Source organism: Anaerovorax odorimutans (assembly GCF_024459955.1).
Classification (GTDB): domain Bacteria; phylum Bacillota; class Clostridia; order Peptostreptococcales; family Anaerovoracaceae; genus Hominibacterium; species Hominibacterium odorimutans_A.
Window position 1 is genome coordinate 1 of record NZ_JANFXK010000021.1, and the last position, 16,322, is coordinate 16,322.

15 protein-coding genes and 1 rRNA gene are annotated in these 16,322 nt (G+C 49.6%); 15 read left to right on the top strand and 1 reads right to left on the bottom strand.

Annotated elements, in window-relative coordinates; all coding sequences use genetic code 11:
- The 9 genes from rrf to NE619_RS15290 all read left to right on the top strand — a co-directional run.
- A 5S ribosomal RNA gene (gene rrf / locus NE619_RS15250) occupies positions 1-87 on the top strand; the annotation flags it as partial.
- 177 nt (positions 88-264) lie between these two features.
- Positions 265-1,530, top strand: a complete 1,266-nt coding sequence (locus tag NE619_RS15255; protein ID WP_256133321.1) for a dihydroorotase — start codon at positions 265-267, stop codon at positions 1,528-1,530.
- Positions 1,511-2,248 carry a dihydroorotate dehydrogenase electron transfer subunit gene (locus tag NE619_RS15260; RefSeq protein ID WP_256133322.1) on the top strand — a complete coding sequence of 246 codons (738 nt, stop codon included), beginning with the start codon at positions 1,511-1,513 and terminating at the stop codon, positions 2,246-2,248. The genes NE619_RS15255 and NE619_RS15260 overlap by 20 nt, the downstream gene beginning before the upstream one ends.
- Positions 2,242-3,153: a dihydroorotate dehydrogenase gene (locus NE619_RS15265; RefSeq protein ID WP_256133323.1), complete on the top strand. Its 912-nt coding sequence runs from the start codon at positions 2,242-2,244 to the stop codon at positions 3,151-3,153. The genes NE619_RS15260 and NE619_RS15265 overlap by 7 nt, the downstream gene beginning before the upstream one ends.
- A 12-nt stretch (positions 3,154-3,165) precedes the next feature.
- Positions 3,166-3,867, top strand: coding sequence for an orotidine-5'-phosphate decarboxylase (gene pyrF / locus NE619_RS15270; RefSeq protein WP_256133324.1), 702 nt, complete (start codon positions 3,166-3,168; stop codon positions 3,865-3,867).
- A 2-nt stretch (positions 3,868-3,869) separates the two neighbouring features.
- The gene (gene pyrE, locus NE619_RS15275) at positions 3,870-4,508 is read left to right on the top strand and encodes an orotate phosphoribosyltransferase (RefSeq protein WP_256133325.1); all 639 of its coding nucleotides are present in this window, start codon (positions 3,870-3,872) and stop codon (positions 4,506-4,508) included.
- A complete protein-coding gene (gene pyrB, locus NE619_RS15280) occupies positions 4,509-5,432 on the top strand; it encodes an aspartate carbamoyltransferase (protein ID WP_305146655.1) in 924 nt (307 codons plus the stop codon). It abuts the gene before it with no gap.
- Between the two features lie 13 nt (positions 5,433-5,445).
- On the top strand, positions 5,446-5,871 hold the full coding sequence (locus tag NE619_RS15285) for an aspartate carbamoyltransferase regulatory subunit (protein WP_256133326.1): 426 nt from the start codon (positions 5,446-5,448) through the stop codon (positions 5,869-5,871).
- A gap of 67 nt (positions 5,872-5,938) precedes the next feature.
- Positions 5,939-6,817 (top strand): MBL fold metallo-hydrolase, encoded by an 879-nt coding sequence (locus NE619_RS15290; RefSeq protein ID WP_256133328.1) that lies wholly within the window; start codon positions 5,939-5,941, stop codon positions 6,815-6,817.
- Between the two features lie 62 nt (positions 6,818-6,879).
- Here the strand turns inward: NE619_RS15290 and deoC are convergent, their stop codons facing one another.
- Positions 6,880-7,536: a deoxyribose-phosphate aldolase gene (gene deoC / locus NE619_RS15295; protein WP_256133329.1), complete on the bottom strand. Its 657-nt coding sequence runs from the start codon at positions 7,534-7,536 to the stop codon at positions 6,880-6,882.
- A 195-nt stretch (positions 7,537-7,731) separates the two neighbouring features.
- Between deoC and NE619_RS15300 the strand changes: the two genes are divergently transcribed.
- The 6 genes from NE619_RS15300 (at position 7,732) to NE619_RS15325 (ending at position 16,138) form a co-directional block, all read left to right on the top strand.
- Positions 7,732-8,838 (top strand): hypothetical protein, encoded by a 1,107-nt coding sequence (locus tag NE619_RS15300; protein ID WP_256133330.1) that lies wholly within the window; start codon positions 7,732-7,734, stop codon positions 8,836-8,838.
- A 62-nt stretch (positions 8,839-8,900) separates the two neighbouring features.
- Positions 8,901-9,761 carry a methylenetetrahydrofolate reductase [NAD(P)H] gene (gene metF, locus NE619_RS15305; protein ID WP_256133331.1) on the top strand — a complete coding sequence of 287 codons (861 nt, stop codon included), beginning with the start codon at positions 8,901-8,903 and terminating at the stop codon, positions 9,759-9,761.
- A gap of 1 nt (position 9,762) precedes the next feature.
- Positions 9,763-10,407: a vitamin B12 dependent-methionine synthase activation domain-containing protein gene (locus tag NE619_RS15310; protein WP_256133332.1), complete on the top strand. Its 645-nt coding sequence runs from the start codon at positions 9,763-9,765 to the stop codon at positions 10,405-10,407.
- The gene (locus NE619_RS15315) at positions 10,394-12,841 is read left to right on the top strand and encodes a homocysteine S-methyltransferase family protein (RefSeq protein WP_256133333.1); all 2,448 of its coding nucleotides are present in this window, start codon (positions 10,394-10,396) and stop codon (positions 12,839-12,841) included. Before NE619_RS15310 ends, NE619_RS15315 begins: the two co-directional genes overlap by 14 nt.
- A gap of 577 nt (positions 12,842-13,418) precedes the next feature.
- On the top strand, positions 13,419-15,650 hold the full coding sequence (locus NE619_RS15320) for a vitamin B12-dependent ribonucleotide reductase (RefSeq protein WP_256133334.1): 2,232 nt from the start codon (positions 13,419-13,421) through the stop codon (positions 15,648-15,650).
- A 323-nt stretch (positions 15,651-15,973) separates the two neighbouring features.
- Positions 15,974-16,138 (top strand): hypothetical protein, encoded by a 165-nt coding sequence (locus tag NE619_RS15325; protein ID WP_256133335.1) that lies wholly within the window; start codon positions 15,974-15,976, stop codon positions 16,136-16,138.
- The last annotated feature ends 184 nt before the right edge of the window (positions 16,139-16,322 follow it).

The window sequence follows — 16,322 nt, forward strand, 5'->3', positions numbered from 1 at the left end:
GTTCCCATCTCGAACACAGAAGTTAAGCTCCTTAGCGCTGATGATACTTGGCGGGCGACTGCCTGGGAAAGTAGGACGTTGCCGGTTTGAAAAGAGAGACTGCGAAAACAGTTTCTCTTTTTTATTGCCCAGACAAAGGCGATGAGATTGTCTTGATGGAAGTGTCAGGGAAAAGAAAAAAGATTTGTCCTGCCTATTGACGTCTAAATAGCGGTATGGTATACTATCGAAGATTTAGGCTAAAACAAAAGAAAGGGAAAAGGTATGAAAACATTACTGAAAAACGGAAATATTTTCACAGGCAATGGATTCGAGAAAAGGGACGTTTTTGTTATTGACGGCCGCTTGTCTCTTTCCCATTTTGATAGATATGATGAAAGGATTGACTGTGATTCTTTCTTCATAATTCCAGGTTTAGTTGATGTTCATGTACATCTTCGGGAACCTGGTTTTTTTTATAAAGAGTCCATCAAAACAGGGACAATGGCGGCTGCCAGAGGCGGTTATACGGCTGTCTGTGCGATGCCAAATCTGAATCCGGTGCCATCGACAGCGTCAGCACTGCGGCAGCAGCTGGATATTATTGAAAGGGACGCAGTAATAAAAGTTTATCCTTATGGGACCATTACCAAGGAACAAAACGGCAGAGGCGCGCTTTCCGACATGGAGGCTATGAAGGACCAGGTAATCGCTTTTTCCGATGATGGAAAGGGCGTTCAGACCGGAGAACTTATGGAAGAAGCGATGATAAAGGCGAAAGCGCTCAATAAAATCATTGTTGCTCACTGTGAAGACGAGACTTTGCTGGATGGTGGCTATATTCACGATGGCAGCTATGCGAAAAAACACGGACATAAAGGTATATGCTCAGAAAGCGAGTGGGGGCAGGTAAAACGGGATATCGAGCTCTGCAAAAAAACGGGTGCCCGTTATCATGTGTGCCACATTTCAACTAAAGAGACAGTTGCTTTGATTCGCCAGGCGAAGGCGGAGGGCGTGAAAATTACTTGTGAGACAACACCACATTACTTGATATTCTGCGATGAAGATCTGCAGGAAGACGGGCGCTTTAAAATGAACCCGCCGATCCGTTCCGCTGAGGACAGAGAGGCACTGATCGAAGGTCTGCTGGACGGGACCATCGATGTGATTGCCACAGACCACGCTCCCCACAGGCAGGAAGAAAAGAGCCGCGGACTGACCGGAAGCGCCTTTGGGATTGTGGGACTGGAAACAGCCTTTCCGGTGCTCTATACGGCATTGGTCAAGACCGGTAAACTGTCCCTGGAAAAGCTGATTCATCTCATGGCAGTGGCGCCGCGTCAGATCTTTGGCATGGAAGGTGGCTTCCTGCAGGAGGGACAGGTTGCGGACCTGACAGTTCTGGACCTCGAGGACAGTTACCGGGTCAATCCTGAAGAGTTTCTGTCCAAAGGGCGCAGTACGCCTTTTGAGGGCATGGAAGTCACGGGAAAAACCGTTGCTACCTTTGTAAATGGAGAAAAAGTTTATGAAAACAAGCATATATAAGATACAATCCAATAGGGCGCTGAGAAGTGATATTTATGAAATGAAGCTGAAGGGGGATACTTCCTCCATTAAGGCTCCGGGACAGTTTGTCAATATAAAGATAGAAGGCCTTTATTTAAGGCGGCCGATCTCCATCTGTGACTGGGATCAGAACCAACTGACGATTATCTACAAAGTTGTTGGAGAGGGTACGGAAAGAATGGCGCGGATGGCGCCGGGGCAGGAGCTGGACATCCTGGGACCGCTGGGAAACGGCTACGATTTGGACAAGATTGAAGCAGGAGCCAAGGAAAAGCGCCCTCTGCTGATCGGCGGAGGCGTGGGAATTCCGCCCATGTACGGGCTGGCGAAAGCTCTGCTTGATCGGAAAGTGCCCCCGGAAGTGATATTGGGATTCAATAAGAGCGAAGAAATTTTTTACGAAAAGGAATTTAAGGATTTGGGCGTGGATGTAAAGGTAACTACGGCCAATGGAAGTTATGGAATAGAAGGCTTTGTGACAGATGCGACGAAGAATCCCGGCTACGTGTGCGCCTGCGGACCGGAGCCCATGCTGAAAGCCGTCTGGGATAAGGCGGAGAATGGACAATTCAGCTTTGAAGCGCGGATGGCCTGCGGGTTCGGAGGCTGTATGGGATGCAGCTGCCAGACAAAATACGGAGCGAAGAGAATCTGCAAGGAGGGCCCAGTGCTGGAAAAGGAGGAAATTCTATGGTAGATACAAGAGTGAGGCTCAGTGGTCTGACCCTGGAAAATCCGGTAATACCGGCCAGCGGTACCTTCGGCTACGGCAAGGAATACACAGAGTTTTATGATATCAACATACTGGGTTCCATTTCCTTCAAGGGGACTACAGCAGATCCAAGATTCGGCAACCCCCAGCCAAGGATCGCCGAATGCAGCCAGGGAATGATTAACTCCGTAGGTCTGCAGAACCCGGGACTGGAAGCAGTAATCAATAAAGAGCTTCCGGAGCTGGCAAAAATCTATAAAAAGCCGGTGATCGCCAATGTAAGCGGGTTCTCCATTGAGGAATATGCCAAATGCGCAGAGGCTATGGACCGGCAGCAGCAGGTGGGAATCATTGAAGTAAACGTCAGCTGCCCCAATGTCCATGACGGAGGGATGGCTTTCGGTGTGCTGCCGGAAAGCGCAGCTGAGGTAACGAAAGCAGTCAAGGCCGTGACGAAAAAGCCGGTCTACATCAAACTGAGCCCCAATGTAACGGATATTGTTTCCATCGCCAGAGCCTGTGAAGAAGCGGGTGCGGATGGGCTGAGCCTGATTAACACTTTGCTGGGAATGCGCATTGATATTAAGAGACGGCAGCCGGTGATCGCCAATAAGATGGGAGGCTTTTCCGGCCCGGCTATTTTCCCGATCGCCGTGAGAATGGTCTATCAGGTGGCTAAAGCGGTAAATATTCCGGTAATCGGTATGGGCGGCGTTTCTTCGGCACGGGATGTAGTTGAAATGATGATGGCCGGGGCCACAGCAGTTCAGGTGGGGGCAGCAAACCTGGTAAACCCTTACGCATGTAAAGAAATCATCGAAGAACTTCCGCTTCTTTTAGAAGAACTGGGAATCGATCGATTGGAAGATATTATAGGAATCGCAGAGTAGAGGAGGTAAATGATGGGAAAAGATGTAATCGTTGCCCTGGATTTTAAAAGCGGCAAAGAAGCCCTGAGCTTTTTGGATAAGTTTACAGGGAGAAAACTTTATGTAAAGGTGGGCATGGAGCTGTATTATGCCGAAGGACCCGAAATTATTAAAGAAATCAAGAAAAGAGGACATAAGCTGTTCCTGGATTTAAAGCTCCACGATATTCCCAATACAGTGGAGAAGGCGATGGCGGTCCTTTCCAGGCTGGATGTGGATATGGTCAATCTGCACGCCGCAGGGACCATCGACATGATGAAGGCTGCCCTGAGGGGACTGACCAGAGAAGACGGCACAAGACCTTTGCTTATTGCAGTGACTCAGCTGACATCGACCAGCCAGGAACGGATGACAGAGGAGCTTTTGATCGACGAGGATATTGATAAGGTCGTGATTCGCTATGCGGAAAACGCGGATATGGCCGGTTTGGACGGAGTGGTATGTTCTCCGCTGGAGGCAGGAAAGATCCATGACGCATGCGGAAGGGATTTCCTGACCGTGACGCCGGGAGTGCGGTTTGATGACGCATCCAGGGGCGATCAGGTGCGGGTGACCACCCCTGCCAAGGCAAAAGAACTGGGTTCCGATTACATCGTAGTAGGAAGACCCATTACCCAGGCCGACGATCCGGTGGCCGCATATGATCGTTGTATGAAAGATTTTGTGGAGGTGTAAAGATGAAACAGGAGATTGCAAAGGGACTGCTGTCAATCGGAGCAGTATTTTTAAGACCTGACGAGCCTTTTACGTGGGCCAGCGGCATTAAAAGTCCGATCTATTGTGACAACCGGCTGACTCTGACAGCGCCGGAAGTGCGCATTAAAGTAGAAGAAGGCCTGGCAGAGGTTGTGCGGGAACATTACCCGGAATGTGAAGTGCTGATGGGTACCAGCACCGCCGGTATCGCTCACGCAGCCATCACAGGGCATATTATGGGCCTGCCCATGGGTTATGTGAGAGGTTCGGCAAAGGACCACGGCAGAACCAATCAGATTGAAGGAAAACTGGAAAAGAGCCAGAAGGTGGTAGTCATAGAAGACCTGATTTCCACAGGCGGCTCAGTTTTGGAGACGGTAGAAGCGCTGCGCAGCGCCGGGGCTCAGGTATTGGGAATTGCCAGCATTTTTACATATGGAATGGCAAAAGGCATTGAAAGAATGGCAGCCTCTGACATCAAAAATGTGAGCCTCTGCGATCTGGACACTCTGGTAGAGGTCGCTGCGGAAGAGGGTTATATTAAGAAAGAAGATGTGGAAAGGCTGATAACATTTAGAAATAACCCTTCGGATGAAGGATGGATGAAAGGAGATAAATAAATGAGTGAAACAATTCGCAATCTGATTAGCATTTTGGATATGTCGGTGGAGGAGATCGATCATCTGATCGCCGTCGCCGATGACATTGTGGCAAACCACGATCAATACGAAGATATATGTAAAGGTAAAAAGCTGGCAACGCTGTTTTTCGAGCCCAGCACCAGGACCAGACTCAGCTTCGAAGCAGCTATGCTGGAACTGGGCGGATCGGTTCTGGGATTTTCAGAAGCTTCATCCAGTTCAGCAGCTAAGGGTGAAAGTGTCAGCGATACCGTGAGAACGGTGGGCTGCTATGCGGATATCATAGCTATGCGTCATCCAAAGGAAGGCGCGCCGCTGGTGGCATCCAGAAGAACGACGGTACCGATCATCAATGCCGGTGACGGCGGACATCACCATCCGACCCAGACCCTGACCGACCTTCTGACTATCAAACGTAAAAAAGGCGAGCTGGGCAATATCACTCTGGGCCTGTGCGGAGATCTGCAGTTCGGCCGTACCGTTCACTCACTGATTGAGGCCATGCTTCGCTACCCCAACGTAAAATTCGTGCTCATTTCGCCGGAGGAGCTGAAAGTGCCGGAGTACATCAGAGAAGAGCTGCGCAAGGCCGGCGTGGAATGGTGCGAGGTTGAGAGCATGGAGGAAGTCATGCCTCAGCTGGACGTACTGTATATGACAAGAGTACAGAGGGAGCGCTTCTTCAATGAAGAGGATTATGTGAGATTAAAGGATACCTATATCTTGGATATGGATAAACTGGAAAACGCCAAGAAGGACCTGACGATCATGCATCCGCTACCAAGGGTAAACGAGATTTCCGTCAAAGTTGACGATGATCCGAGAGCCTGCTATTTCGAACAGGCTCTGTGCGGAAAGCATATCAGGATGGCGCTGATCTTAAATCTGTTAGGTATTAAATAAGGAGGGATAGAACATGAATATCGACGGTGTAACGACTGGAATCGTTTTGGATCATATCAAAGCGGGCAAAAGTATGCAAATATACAACTATCTGGGGCTGGACAAGCTGGACTGCAGCGTTGCGGTGGTACAGAACGTGCGCAGCAGCAAATATGGAAAAAAGGATATCATTAAGATCGATGATGAGATCGAGCTGGATTTTGAAATGCTGGGATACATCGACAGCAATATTACCATCAACCGGGTCAAGGATGGCGTGCTGACTAAGAAAGAGCATCTGGAATTGCCGGAGACGCTGACCAACATAATCAAGTGCAAGAATCCGAGATGCATTACCTCGGTGGAGCAGGAGATCACTCACGTGTTCAAACTGGCGGATAGGGAAAAGAAAATCTACCGCTGCGCGTACTGCGATGTAGAGCATAAAGAGTATAAATAACGGATAGAAAACTGCCGCATGAAGAAAAAGACGTTGAATATTTTTTGACAGGAAGGAGAATCGTGCAGTGTTTGAACTTATACAGGCAGGTGAACGGACTTATTACATTGACAATCCCAATATCATGGGAATCTATAAATTGAACGATCAGGAGGTTTGTCTGATCGACAGCGGAAACGGGGACAAGGCGGCGGAGGAGATACAGAATATCCTGACCCAGCAGGGGTGGAAGCTGAAATTCATCATCAATACCCACACCCACATCGATCATCTGGGAGGAAACCGCTATTTGATGGAAAAGTGGGAGTGCCCGGCATACGCTACCAATATCGACAATGCCTTTGCCAACTATGAGACCTTGGAAGCGGCATATATGTACGGCGGCTATCCGTGCAATGACTTGAATCGCGTATTCAACCATCCGGGGCCCATCGGCTTTCTCGATATTGAGGATTTTGATCTGCCGGAAGGCCTGGAATACATACGTCTGCCAGGGCACAGCTTCGGTATGATCGGGATTAAAACCTCGGATGAAGTCTGGTTTTTGGCGGACAGCGTCCTCAACAGCAAGTGTCTGGAAAAATACCAGTTCGGTTATCTGGTGGATGTGGAAGGCTATATGAATACGCTGAAACTTCTGCAGACTCTGGAGGGCAAGCTGTTCCTTCCGGCTCATGGGGATGTGGTCTCCGATATACGGCCTCTGGCGCAGGGGAACCTGGAAAATATCCGTAAAAATATTGATGGTCTGCTGGAGGATTGCCGGGGCGGAAAGAATTTCGACCTGATTTTGAAAGGCGTCTATGACCGGTATAAGATGAAAGCCAATGTGGTTCAAAACGCACTGGTGGGATCGACGCTGAGGTGTTACCTGACGTATTTGCAGGACAGCGGCAGGCTGGAATGTTATTTTGAAGATAATATCATGAAGTGGAAAACCGTGTAACGGTTTGATGAAAAAAGGAGGCCGCAAGTGCTGGCTTCCTTTTTATGTACAATATTGTATCTCTATTTTATCGCTTCCATAATAACCACTGATGCGCTGGCGCCGATGCGGTCCGCTCCCAGGCGGAGCATTTCCTTTGTCACCAAAACGTCGCGGATTCCCCCGGAGGCTTTAATCATAATTTGGTCCCCAACGGTTTCCTTAATCAGAGCAACGGTATGCGGCGTGGCTCCGGATTTGCCAAAGCCTGTGGATGTCTTGACAAACGCGGCGCCGGCTTCCACCGCCAGCTGGCAGCCCTTAACAATTTCCTCATCCGTCAGCAGACAAACCTCCAGAATGACCTTCACGATAGCCTTATGCTGTCCGGAAGCTTCCGCCACTTTTTCGATTTCATCTCTTACATAATCGTAGCGCCCTTCTTTCAAAGCGCCGATATTGATCACCATATCAATTTCGTCAGCACCGTTTTTACAGGCCGCCACTGCTTCGTAGACCTTGGATTCCGTGGATTCCATACCCAAAGGAAATCCAACGACACTGGCAATTTTTATTCCTGTATCCGCCAGCTCCTTTGCAGCCAGAGGTACATAGCAGCCGTGGACACAGACAGCATAAAAATCGTACTTCTTGGCCTCGCCGCACAGCTTGATAATATCCGCCGAAGTGGCGTCCGCTTTCAGGTTGGTATGATCAAAGTATTTGTTCAATGGTTTCATCTATCAATCTCCTCACTCAACTATTTGTTTTAATTATATCATAAGTTCGGCGCAGATAAAAACAGGTTCTTGCCTGATTGCCCGCAGCCGCCGGGAATATCGGGTGAAAAATAGCGGTGAGCATTGCGGCAGCACGGATTTTGTCGTATAATAAAGCGAATTGTAATTGTGTGTTAAAAAATTAAGGAGGGTCATATGAGAAAGCTGCGGATTCTTTTTTCACTGTTTGTAATCATGCTCCTGGCTGCACCCTTTAGCTATGGAGCGAAGCAGTCTTTTGGGGACGGAAAGATTGAGGTCGATATGCCCGACGGCTGGCAGGTGGTCGATGAAGCCGACTATGAGAGCGTGGTACGGGCCGTGTGCGGCTGCACCCAGGAAACAGCCGCCGGGTACATGGAATACTTCCATAGTATCATGATGGCTGAGGATCCAAGTGCTGACCCCAAAGCCATGATGCAGCTGCTGTACACTACGGAATATGAGGAAGACAGACAGGCGGATTTCAACGAATATTCAAGAGAAGAGCTGGAAGACTTCTGCCGGGATGAGGACGGAAAAACGGTGCTGCAGGACGCTATTCTTTTTCTGACCTTCGGAGCGCCGGAAATAGGAGACGAATTTGAGGTCCTTTCAACTGATTGGGGCAATTTCATACATGCGCAGGTAAGAGAGCGGACAGACAGCCCCGGCGCTTACATTTATCATCAGGTATACTTTACCATGCGGGACAGCGCAGTCATAACCTTCTGCCTTACTACCAATGGCCCGCCGGCAAAGAAATCCCTACAGGATATGGAGTCTGCCGTCACCAGTTTTTCCGACAGCGGCTGGTATGACAGTTATACGGTCTATGGCGAAGATGACGGTGATTATGAAGACTACGACTATGGCACCGACGGCGATGTCTGGACCTCATTTATCGTTATAGCGATTATATTGGTCATAGGAGGGGGACTTGCCGCACAGAAAAAAAGAGGAATGTCGAGTTCCCGTATGCGGCGTGCTGCCTCAAATAAGGGGCAAGGAGGCGGACAGCAGCAAAGCGATCGCAGTATGGACCGCCATACGGCCTTTTCCTCATCAGAGACGGAGAAAAAAGGGCGGATTAAGATTCCAAAGATGAAGTCTGTGAAGGCGGACGGAAAGATGGTCCAGGTACGAAACGAAAGCACGGGCAGAGCCAAGACCCCGGATGAGAGCTATATGGAAAGCCTGCGTACTCTGCTGGATTCAGGGCTTCTTACAAAAGAAGAGTATCAGGACATGATCGAGGCACATAATCGAAATAAACGTATATGACAGAAGCAACGAAAACCCTGGCGTATGCTGGGGTTTTAACAAATAAACTACAGGAGGACAACATGAAGATACCAGAACTATTTGAACACAAAAAACCCGTTTTTTCCTTTGAGATATTTCCGCCCAAAAGGCAGTCAGGGCTGGATAAGATATATGACACTGTTGAAAAACTGGCGGTCTGCAAGCCGGATTTTATCAGTGTGACCTATGGAGCGGGAGGAAACATGGCGGATAACTCAACCTGTGAGATCGCCTCCAACATAAAGAAACGATTCGGTGTGGAGCCGCTGGCCCATCTGACCTGCGTTAACTCCAGCATGGAAGACGTGACGGAAATGATCGGTCGCTTTGCCGACGCCGAAATTGAAAATGTTCTGGCCCTGCGGGGTGATATCGTTCCCGGGGAAACCATCAAAAAAGAGTTTTCACATGCCAATGAGCTGGCTATCGAAGTTCAGAGAAACAGCGGCCTGCAGATTTTAGGGGCCTGCTACCCGGAAGGCCACTATGAGAGCAAGAACCTCAGAGAGGACATCCAAAATCTGAAATACAAGATCGGAGCGGGGGTTAAGGTACTGATTACCCAGCTTTTTTTCGACAATCAGCTGTTTTACGAATTTATGGTGCAGGTGAGAAATGCCGGAATCAACGTGCCTGTTTCCGCCGGAATCATGCCCATCGTAAACAAAAAACAGATTGAAAAGACGGTAGCCTTAAGCGGTGCCAGCCTGCCCCACGAATTTACCAAGATGATCGGCCTGTACGAAAACGACCCGGAGGAACTCTACAACCACGGAATCCAGTACGCGGCGGAGCAGATCCGCGATCTGCTGCAACACGGCGTGGATGGCATTCATCTGTATACCATGAACAATCCGGATGTTTCATTGGCTATTTACGATAAGATTAAGGATTTGCTGTAAGATGAAGCTGGAAAGACCGAATAAAATCGACCGGGGGCAGTGGCTCGTGAGGCTGGGGGTCGCAGGAGAGGCGGATGCGGCCTTGGAACAATCCCTGCTTTCGGCAGAAGAAAAGCTGCTGAAATGCGCGGCGCCCCAGGGAATCTACCGGGTTCTGGGACTGGATGAGATGGAACTCAGCGGAAAGGCCATTAAAAAACATTTGGCAGGATGCGGAGAAATGGCGGTCATGGGCGCAACACTCGGAACGGCTATTGACAATCTGATCCGTCAGAGTCAGATTCGTGATATGGCAGCGGCAGTTATTTTGGACTGCGGCGCATCGGTGCTGATCGAGCAGGTATGCGATGCCTTTGAAACGCAGATCCGGGAGGAAACAAGCGGGTATCTGACCGGCAGGTACAGCCCGGGTTATGGGGATCTTCCCATTGAAACCCAGGACCAACTGATACGGATTATTGATGGGCCGAGAAAGATCGGATTGACGGTAAACCAGAGTCATATCATGATTCCAAGAAAATCTGTGACTGCGGTTCTGGGAATCTCCGATCAGCCGGTTGCCGGCTATCTGGCTACTTGTGAAGAATGTACACTGAGGGACAAGTGCGTCCTGAGAAAGGAAGGAAAAAACTGTGCTGGACTTTAGCAAAAAATTATATCTGCTGGATGGAGGGATGGGCACGACTTTGCAGCAGAGCGGCCTTGAGCCGGGGGCGTCTCCCGATCTTCTGAGTTTGACGGACCCGGATCTGATTACGTCCATCCATAGAAATTATATAGAGGCAGGTTCGGATGTGGTCTATGCCAATACCTTCGGGGCCAACCGCTTTAAGCTGGAAGGCTGCGGCTATCGGCTGGAGGAGGTCATAGACAGCGCTGTAAAGGCGGCCAGGGCCGCATGTGACGGGCAGACGCTAGTGGCTCTGGATGTGGGCCCTCTGGGCGAGCTGCTGGAGCCGATGGGAACACTGGCTTTTGAAGAGGCTTATGACGCCTTCGCGCAGGTGATGAAGCAGGGGGAAGCTTCCGGAGCGGACTTGATTGTAATTGAAACCATGACGGATCTCTATGAGGTAAAGGCCGCGGTGCTGGCGGCTAAAGAGAATACCGATCTGCCAGTACTGGTTTCCATGACCTTCGAAGAAAGCGGCAGGACCTTTACCGGTACCAGTATCGAATGTATGGCCGCTGCGCTGGAAGGTTTGGGGGTGGATGCCGTGGGCATCAATTGTTCTCTGGGCCCAGTGGAGATTCTGCCTTTGGCGGAGAAGCTGTGCTCCCTCACCAGTTTGCCTGTTTTCATTAAGCCCAATGCAGGACTGCCTGATCCGAGGACAGGGGCTTATGATATCGGGCCGGAGGAATTCGCCCGGGCTATGGAACAGTATTTGAAGCTGGGAATCTCCATGGCCGGCGGTTGCTGCGGAACGACGCCGGAATATATTCGAAAGATGAAAGAACTTTTCGCTTCCGGGAAAAGCGCGCAGAACGGGGAAACGGAAAAGCCGATAGATCCGGCAGAACTGACAGCGGAGTCAGAACCAGCAAAGCTGGCAGGGTCGGCAGAGCAGAGCGTGATCTGCAGCGCCACCAGAGCGGTGACCATCGATCATGTTACGGTTATCGGTGAACGGATCAACCCGACGGGAAAGAAGCGGCTGAAACAGGCGCTTATTGATCAGGATTACGATTACGTGCTTTCCCAGGCCATCGAACAGGTTGACGCCGGGGCCCAGATTTTGGATGTCAATGTGGGAGTGCCGGATATCGACGATGTGAAGGTTCTGCCCATGGTGGTAAAACAGATTCAGGCTATTACGGATCTGCCGCTGCAAATTGACTCTTCCAATCCGGCGGCGATTGAAGCCGCGCTGCGGGTATACAACGGAAAAGCCATCGTGAATTCCGTCAACGGAGAGGAAAAGGTACTGGAAACGATCCTGCCGATCGTGAAAAAATACGGTGCGGCAGTGGTGGGTCTGACCCTGGATGAAAAGGGAATTCCGGCCAAGGCAGAGGAACGTTTTGCCATTGCCCGGCGAATTCTCGATAAGGCAGTCAGCATGGGAATCCCTGAAAAAGACGTATTCATCGACTGTCTGACCCTTACGGCATCGGCGCAGCAGGCGGAAGTGACGGAGACTTTAAAGGCCATGCGCATGGTTAAAGAGCAGCTGGGTCTGCACACTGTTCTGGGGGTATCCAACATCAGCTTTGGGCTTCCGTGCAGGCCGCTGATTAACCGGACCTTCCTGGCCCTGGCTATGGAAAACGGGCTGGACTTGCCGATCATCAACCCCAACGATGAGGATATGATGGGAACGATCTTTGCCTTTGAAATGCTCCATAACCGGGACAAAAATGCGGAAGCGTTTATCGAGCGGTACGGTGACGCTGCCATGGGTTCCATGAGCAGAAGCGGCGCTGTCAGCCAGCCGGCTGCGGAAACAGGAAAAGAAATCGACCTCTTTTACGCCCTGGAAAAGGGGATGAAGACAGAGACGATCCATGCAGTGGAGGCCCTTTTGGAAAAGGTCGATGAAATGACGGTGGTCAACGACTATTTGATTCCGGCGCTGGATCAGGTCGGCCAGGGATTTGAAAAGGGAACGATCTTCCTGCCGCAGATGATGCAGGCGGCAACGGCTGCGCAGGGGGGATTCGAATTGATTAAAGACCGCCTGGCCGCATCAGGGCGCAGCAATGTGTCCAAGGGGCGTGTAGCAATCGCTACGGTTAAAGGAGATATTCACGACATCGGCAAGAATATCGTAAAGGTCATTATGGAAAATTACGGGTTTGATATTATCGACCTGGGTAGAGACGTGCCTGTGGAAAAGGTTGTTGAGACGGTTATAGAGAATGAAATCAAGTTGGTGGGCCTCAGCGCACTGATGACCACGACCCTCAAAAGCATGGAAGAGACCATTGCGGCAGTCAGAAAGGCTGCGCCGGATTGCAGATTCATCGTCGGCGGAGCGGTGCTCACGCCGGACTACGCGGAAAAGATTGGCGCCGATTACTACTGTAAAGACGCCATGAAATCCGTGGAAGCTGCCAGGGAGGTTTTTGGAATTTAACCAGAGCGATCCTTCAGAGAATAAGTAAGAAGACAAAGGGCTCTGAATCATGCCGCCGTGATTCAGAGCCCTTTGTCCGGTATTGAGCAGAATCCGATATAGCGGCTTTCAAGCTTGAGCAGAATACAGCAAAAAATATGTAATAAAATCCCAAATGTTATTTTATGTTCCAAATGAGGTCCAAAAGCTAATTTGTGAACATACTTTTCCTAAATTGCGCAAAACTTTAAAACAATTCAAGGCACTTTAAAAAAGAAAAGAACAAAAAAATTTAAACAATTGCTTATACAGGAGCAAAATAGTATGGATGGTGATCAGAAGAATTTCATTTTATGTTCACATATATCCTAAAAGTCACCGTATGGAACATAAATCACGGTTTTTTTTAAATTCATAATTCTCACCGGCGCTGCAATCACCGCAAGCGCCACCCCTGCGCCCTGAAATTACAGCAACCCTGGTCATCAACGCTATCATTTTTTGTCCATAGGCTTTGAAATAACACCACAAAGTATTGACATAAAAAATGAGAGTGATACAATATGTAGTATATTTTGGTGATTTAAGGAGAAGACGAATGAAATTAAACGCAAATGCTGAAACTGTACTGAAACAGAGATATTTAATAAAGGATGAGGACGGTAACCCGGTGGAAACGGTGGACGGAATGTTCCGCAGGGTAGCAAAAGCCATCGCTTCTGCGGATGCTCTTCATGATAAGAATACTGATACGGAAAAGGTAGAGGCTCTTTTTTATGATATGATGACAAACCTGGAGTTCCTGCCCAATTCCCCGACGCTGATGAACGCGGGGCGTGATCTGGGCCAGCTCTCCGCATGTTTTGTGCTGCCTGTAGAGGACAGCATGGAATCCATTTTCGAGGCAATCAAGCAGGCGGCTCTTATTCACAAGAGCGGCGGCGGAACCGGATTTTCTTTTTCGCGGCTTCGTCAGGAAGGCAGCACGGTAAATTCCACCGGAGGTGTAGCCAGCGGACCTATCAGCTTTATGAAGGTATTCAATATGGCTACGGAAGCCATCAAACAGGGCGGTTCCAGGCGGGGAGCCAACATGGGCATCCTGCGAATCGACCATCCCGATATTCTGAAATTCATTGACTGCAAAGCCGACAACACGGAGATCACCAATTTCAATCTTTCCGTAGGCCTTACCGAGGAATTCATGAAGGCTGCTGAGGCAGGCAAGGATTATGATTTGGTCGATCCCCATACCGGAAAGATGATAAAACAGCTCAACGCGAGGACCGTTTTCAATAAAATTGTGGACGCGGCATGGAGAAACGGCGAGCCGGGCATTATTTTCCTGGACCGTCTCAACCGGGACAATATTGTACCGGAACAGGGAAAGATCGAAGCTACCAACCCGTGCGGCGAGCAGCCTCTGTTGCCCCATGAAAGCTGCAACCTGGGTTCCATAAACCTGACGCAGATGGTAAAAGAAGAAAACGGAAGCCGGGTATTTGACTGGGATAAGCTGGAGCGCACAGTGAAACACGCGGTGCATTTTCTGGATAATGTGATTGAAGTCAATAAATACCCATTGGAACAGATTGAATTTACTACGAAGCAGACCAGAAAGATCGGCCTCGGAGTGATGGGCTGGGCCGACAGTCTGCTGATGATGGGAATTCCCTACAATACGGAAGAGGCCGTGCAGCTGGCAGAAAAGGTAATGACCTTTATAACGGAAAAAGGCCGTCAGGCCAGCCAGGAGCTTGCCCAGTCGCGTGGCGCTTTCCCGCTCTTCAAACAGAGTATCCTGCCGCAGGACAAGCCGCAGCGAAACGGAACCATAACGACCATCGCGCCGACAGGAACGCTTTCCATAATCGGCGGCTGTTCATCCGGCGTGGAACCGGTATTTGCCTATGTGTTCATCCGCAATATTATGGACGGAACGGAGATGCTGGAAGTAAACCCGATTTTAAAAGCAGAGCTGGAAAAGAGAGGACTCTATTCGGAAGCCTTGATGCGGCGAATCGCTCAGGAAGGCGCTGTGAGCCACATTAAGGAGCTGCCCGAGGATATCCGCAGAGTCTTTGTTTCCACCCATGATATCAGTCCGGAATACCACGTGCGCATGCAGGCTGCTTTCCAGAGGCATACAGACAATGCGGTTTCCAAGACTGTAAACTTCAGCAACGAGGCGACCAGAGACGATGTGGCTAAAGTCTACTCCCTGGCTTTCTCACTCGGCTGTAAGGGCGTTACCATTTACCGGGACGGCAGCCGCGATGAGCAGGTGCTGAATATCGGTAAGGTGAAACGAGGCGATGAGCAGGAGCAGGAGGTTGTTCAGATTAAACCGCGCCAGCGTCCTGACGTGGTAACGGGGGTCACGGAACGTGTAAAGATCGGCTGCGGAAATCTGTATATAACGGTAAATTACGATGAACAGGGCATATGCGAAATCTTTACCAACACAGGAAAAGCGGGCGGATGCCCAAGCCAGAGCGAGGCTACAGCCAGACTTGCCTCCGTGGCGCTGCGAAGCGGCATTGACGTCAATACGATTATCGATCAGCTGCGGGGAATAAGGTGCCCTTCCACCATACGGCAGCACGGATTGAAATGCACATCCTGTCCGGACGCCATGGCCAGAGTCATAGAACAGGAATATGAAAAGCAGGTGGCCTTGGGCAACTGGCTGCCCCTGCCGGATGATATAAGGCCAACTCAGAAAATTGATCCGGACGAAGAAGCGATGTGCCCCGAATGCGGCGGTATGCTGGAGCACGAGAGCGGCTGCGTAATCTGCAGACAGTGCGGATACAGCAAATGCGGCTGATGAACAGGAAGAAACGCAGCGGAGGCCGGCCGGTTTCCCGATTTTTATAACGTTTTAATTTCGGCGGACTGAAGTTAAAAGAACAGAGAGCGAAAGGTGAAGGATTTGTAACCTTTCGCTTTCATTATATCCACAATTCTTGAATTTTTGGCTTATTCGGATTCTTTTCTGAAAAAACGGTTGCAAATGGAATGAAACAGGAGTATAATATAAAAGTTAGGTAGGAAACATCATCAGATAAATGCGAAGGAAAAGGCTATTCTGTGATTTTTATTCGCGCTGAGTGTTTCTTTTTATTTTGGAAAAAAAGGGGGTTAGTTATAATGAACAGAACAGAACGCATTTTGCTGCACGGGGGATATATTAAAGAAGACAGACTGTATGACAACAGCGGTGCTTTGAACGGATCTTTGGACGTGACTGAACTGAACGTTTTGCCCGGGTATTTGAAGACCCATGACGGCAGAACCTATTATATGGCGGTCTAATTTGAATCGAATAAAAAACTGCGGTGGAAAGGCACTTGTTTTTTCCCCGCAGTTTTTTATTTGGAGAATGGAGCTTTAAAGAATGCGCATAGGGATGAGACGGGCCGCAGCGGGCGCCATGCGGTCACTTGCTGAGACCATCCAGAATACTCCAATTTACAATTGCCCGGATCTTTTATATAAT

What these genes read in the sequence shown, in the direction of transcription:
- NE619_RS15255 (WP_256133321.1), top strand. Translation starts at nt 265, where the DNA reads ATGAAAACATTACTGAAAAACGGAAATATTTTCACAGGCAATGGATTC.
- NE619_RS15260 (WP_256133322.1), top strand. Translation starts at nt 1,511, where the DNA reads ATGAAAACAAGCATATATAAGATACAATCCAATAGGGCGCTGAGAAGT.
- NE619_RS15265 (WP_256133323.1), top strand. Translation starts at nt 2,242, where the DNA reads ATGGTAGATACAAGAGTGAGGCTCAGTGGTCTGACCCTGGAAAATCCG.
- pyrF (WP_256133324.1), top strand. Translation starts at nt 3,166, where the DNA reads ATGGGAAAAGATGTAATCGTTGCCCTGGATTTTAAAAGCGGCAAAGAA.
- pyrE (WP_256133325.1), top strand. Translation starts at nt 3,870, where the DNA reads ATGAAACAGGAGATTGCAAAGGGACTGCTGTCAATCGGAGCAGTATTT.
- pyrB (WP_305146655.1), top strand. Translation starts at nt 4,509, where the DNA reads ATGAGTGAAACAATTCGCAATCTGATTAGCATTTTGGATATGTCGGTG.
- NE619_RS15285 (WP_256133326.1), top strand. Translation starts at nt 5,446, where the DNA reads ATGAATATCGACGGTGTAACGACTGGAATCGTTTTGGATCATATCAAA.
- deoC (WP_256133329.1), bottom strand. Translation starts at nt 7,536, where the DNA reads ATGAAACCATTGAACAAATACTTTGATCATACCAACCTGAAAGCGGAC.
- NE619_RS15300 (WP_256133330.1), top strand. Translation starts at nt 7,732, where the DNA reads ATGAGAAAGCTGCGGATTCTTTTTTCACTGTTTGTAATCATGCTCCTG.
- metF (WP_256133331.1), top strand. Translation starts at nt 8,901, where the DNA reads ATGAAGATACCAGAACTATTTGAACACAAAAAACCCGTTTTTTCCTTT.
- NE619_RS15310 (WP_256133332.1), top strand. Translation starts at nt 9,763, where the DNA reads ATGAAGCTGGAAAGACCGAATAAAATCGACCGGGGGCAGTGGCTCGTG.
- NE619_RS15320 (WP_256133334.1), top strand. Translation starts at nt 13,419, where the DNA reads ATGAAATTAAACGCAAATGCTGAAACTGTACTGAAACAGAGATATTTA.
- NE619_RS15325 (WP_256133335.1), top strand. Translation starts at nt 15,974, where the DNA reads ATGAACAGAACAGAACGCATTTTGCTGCACGGGGGATATATTAAAGAA.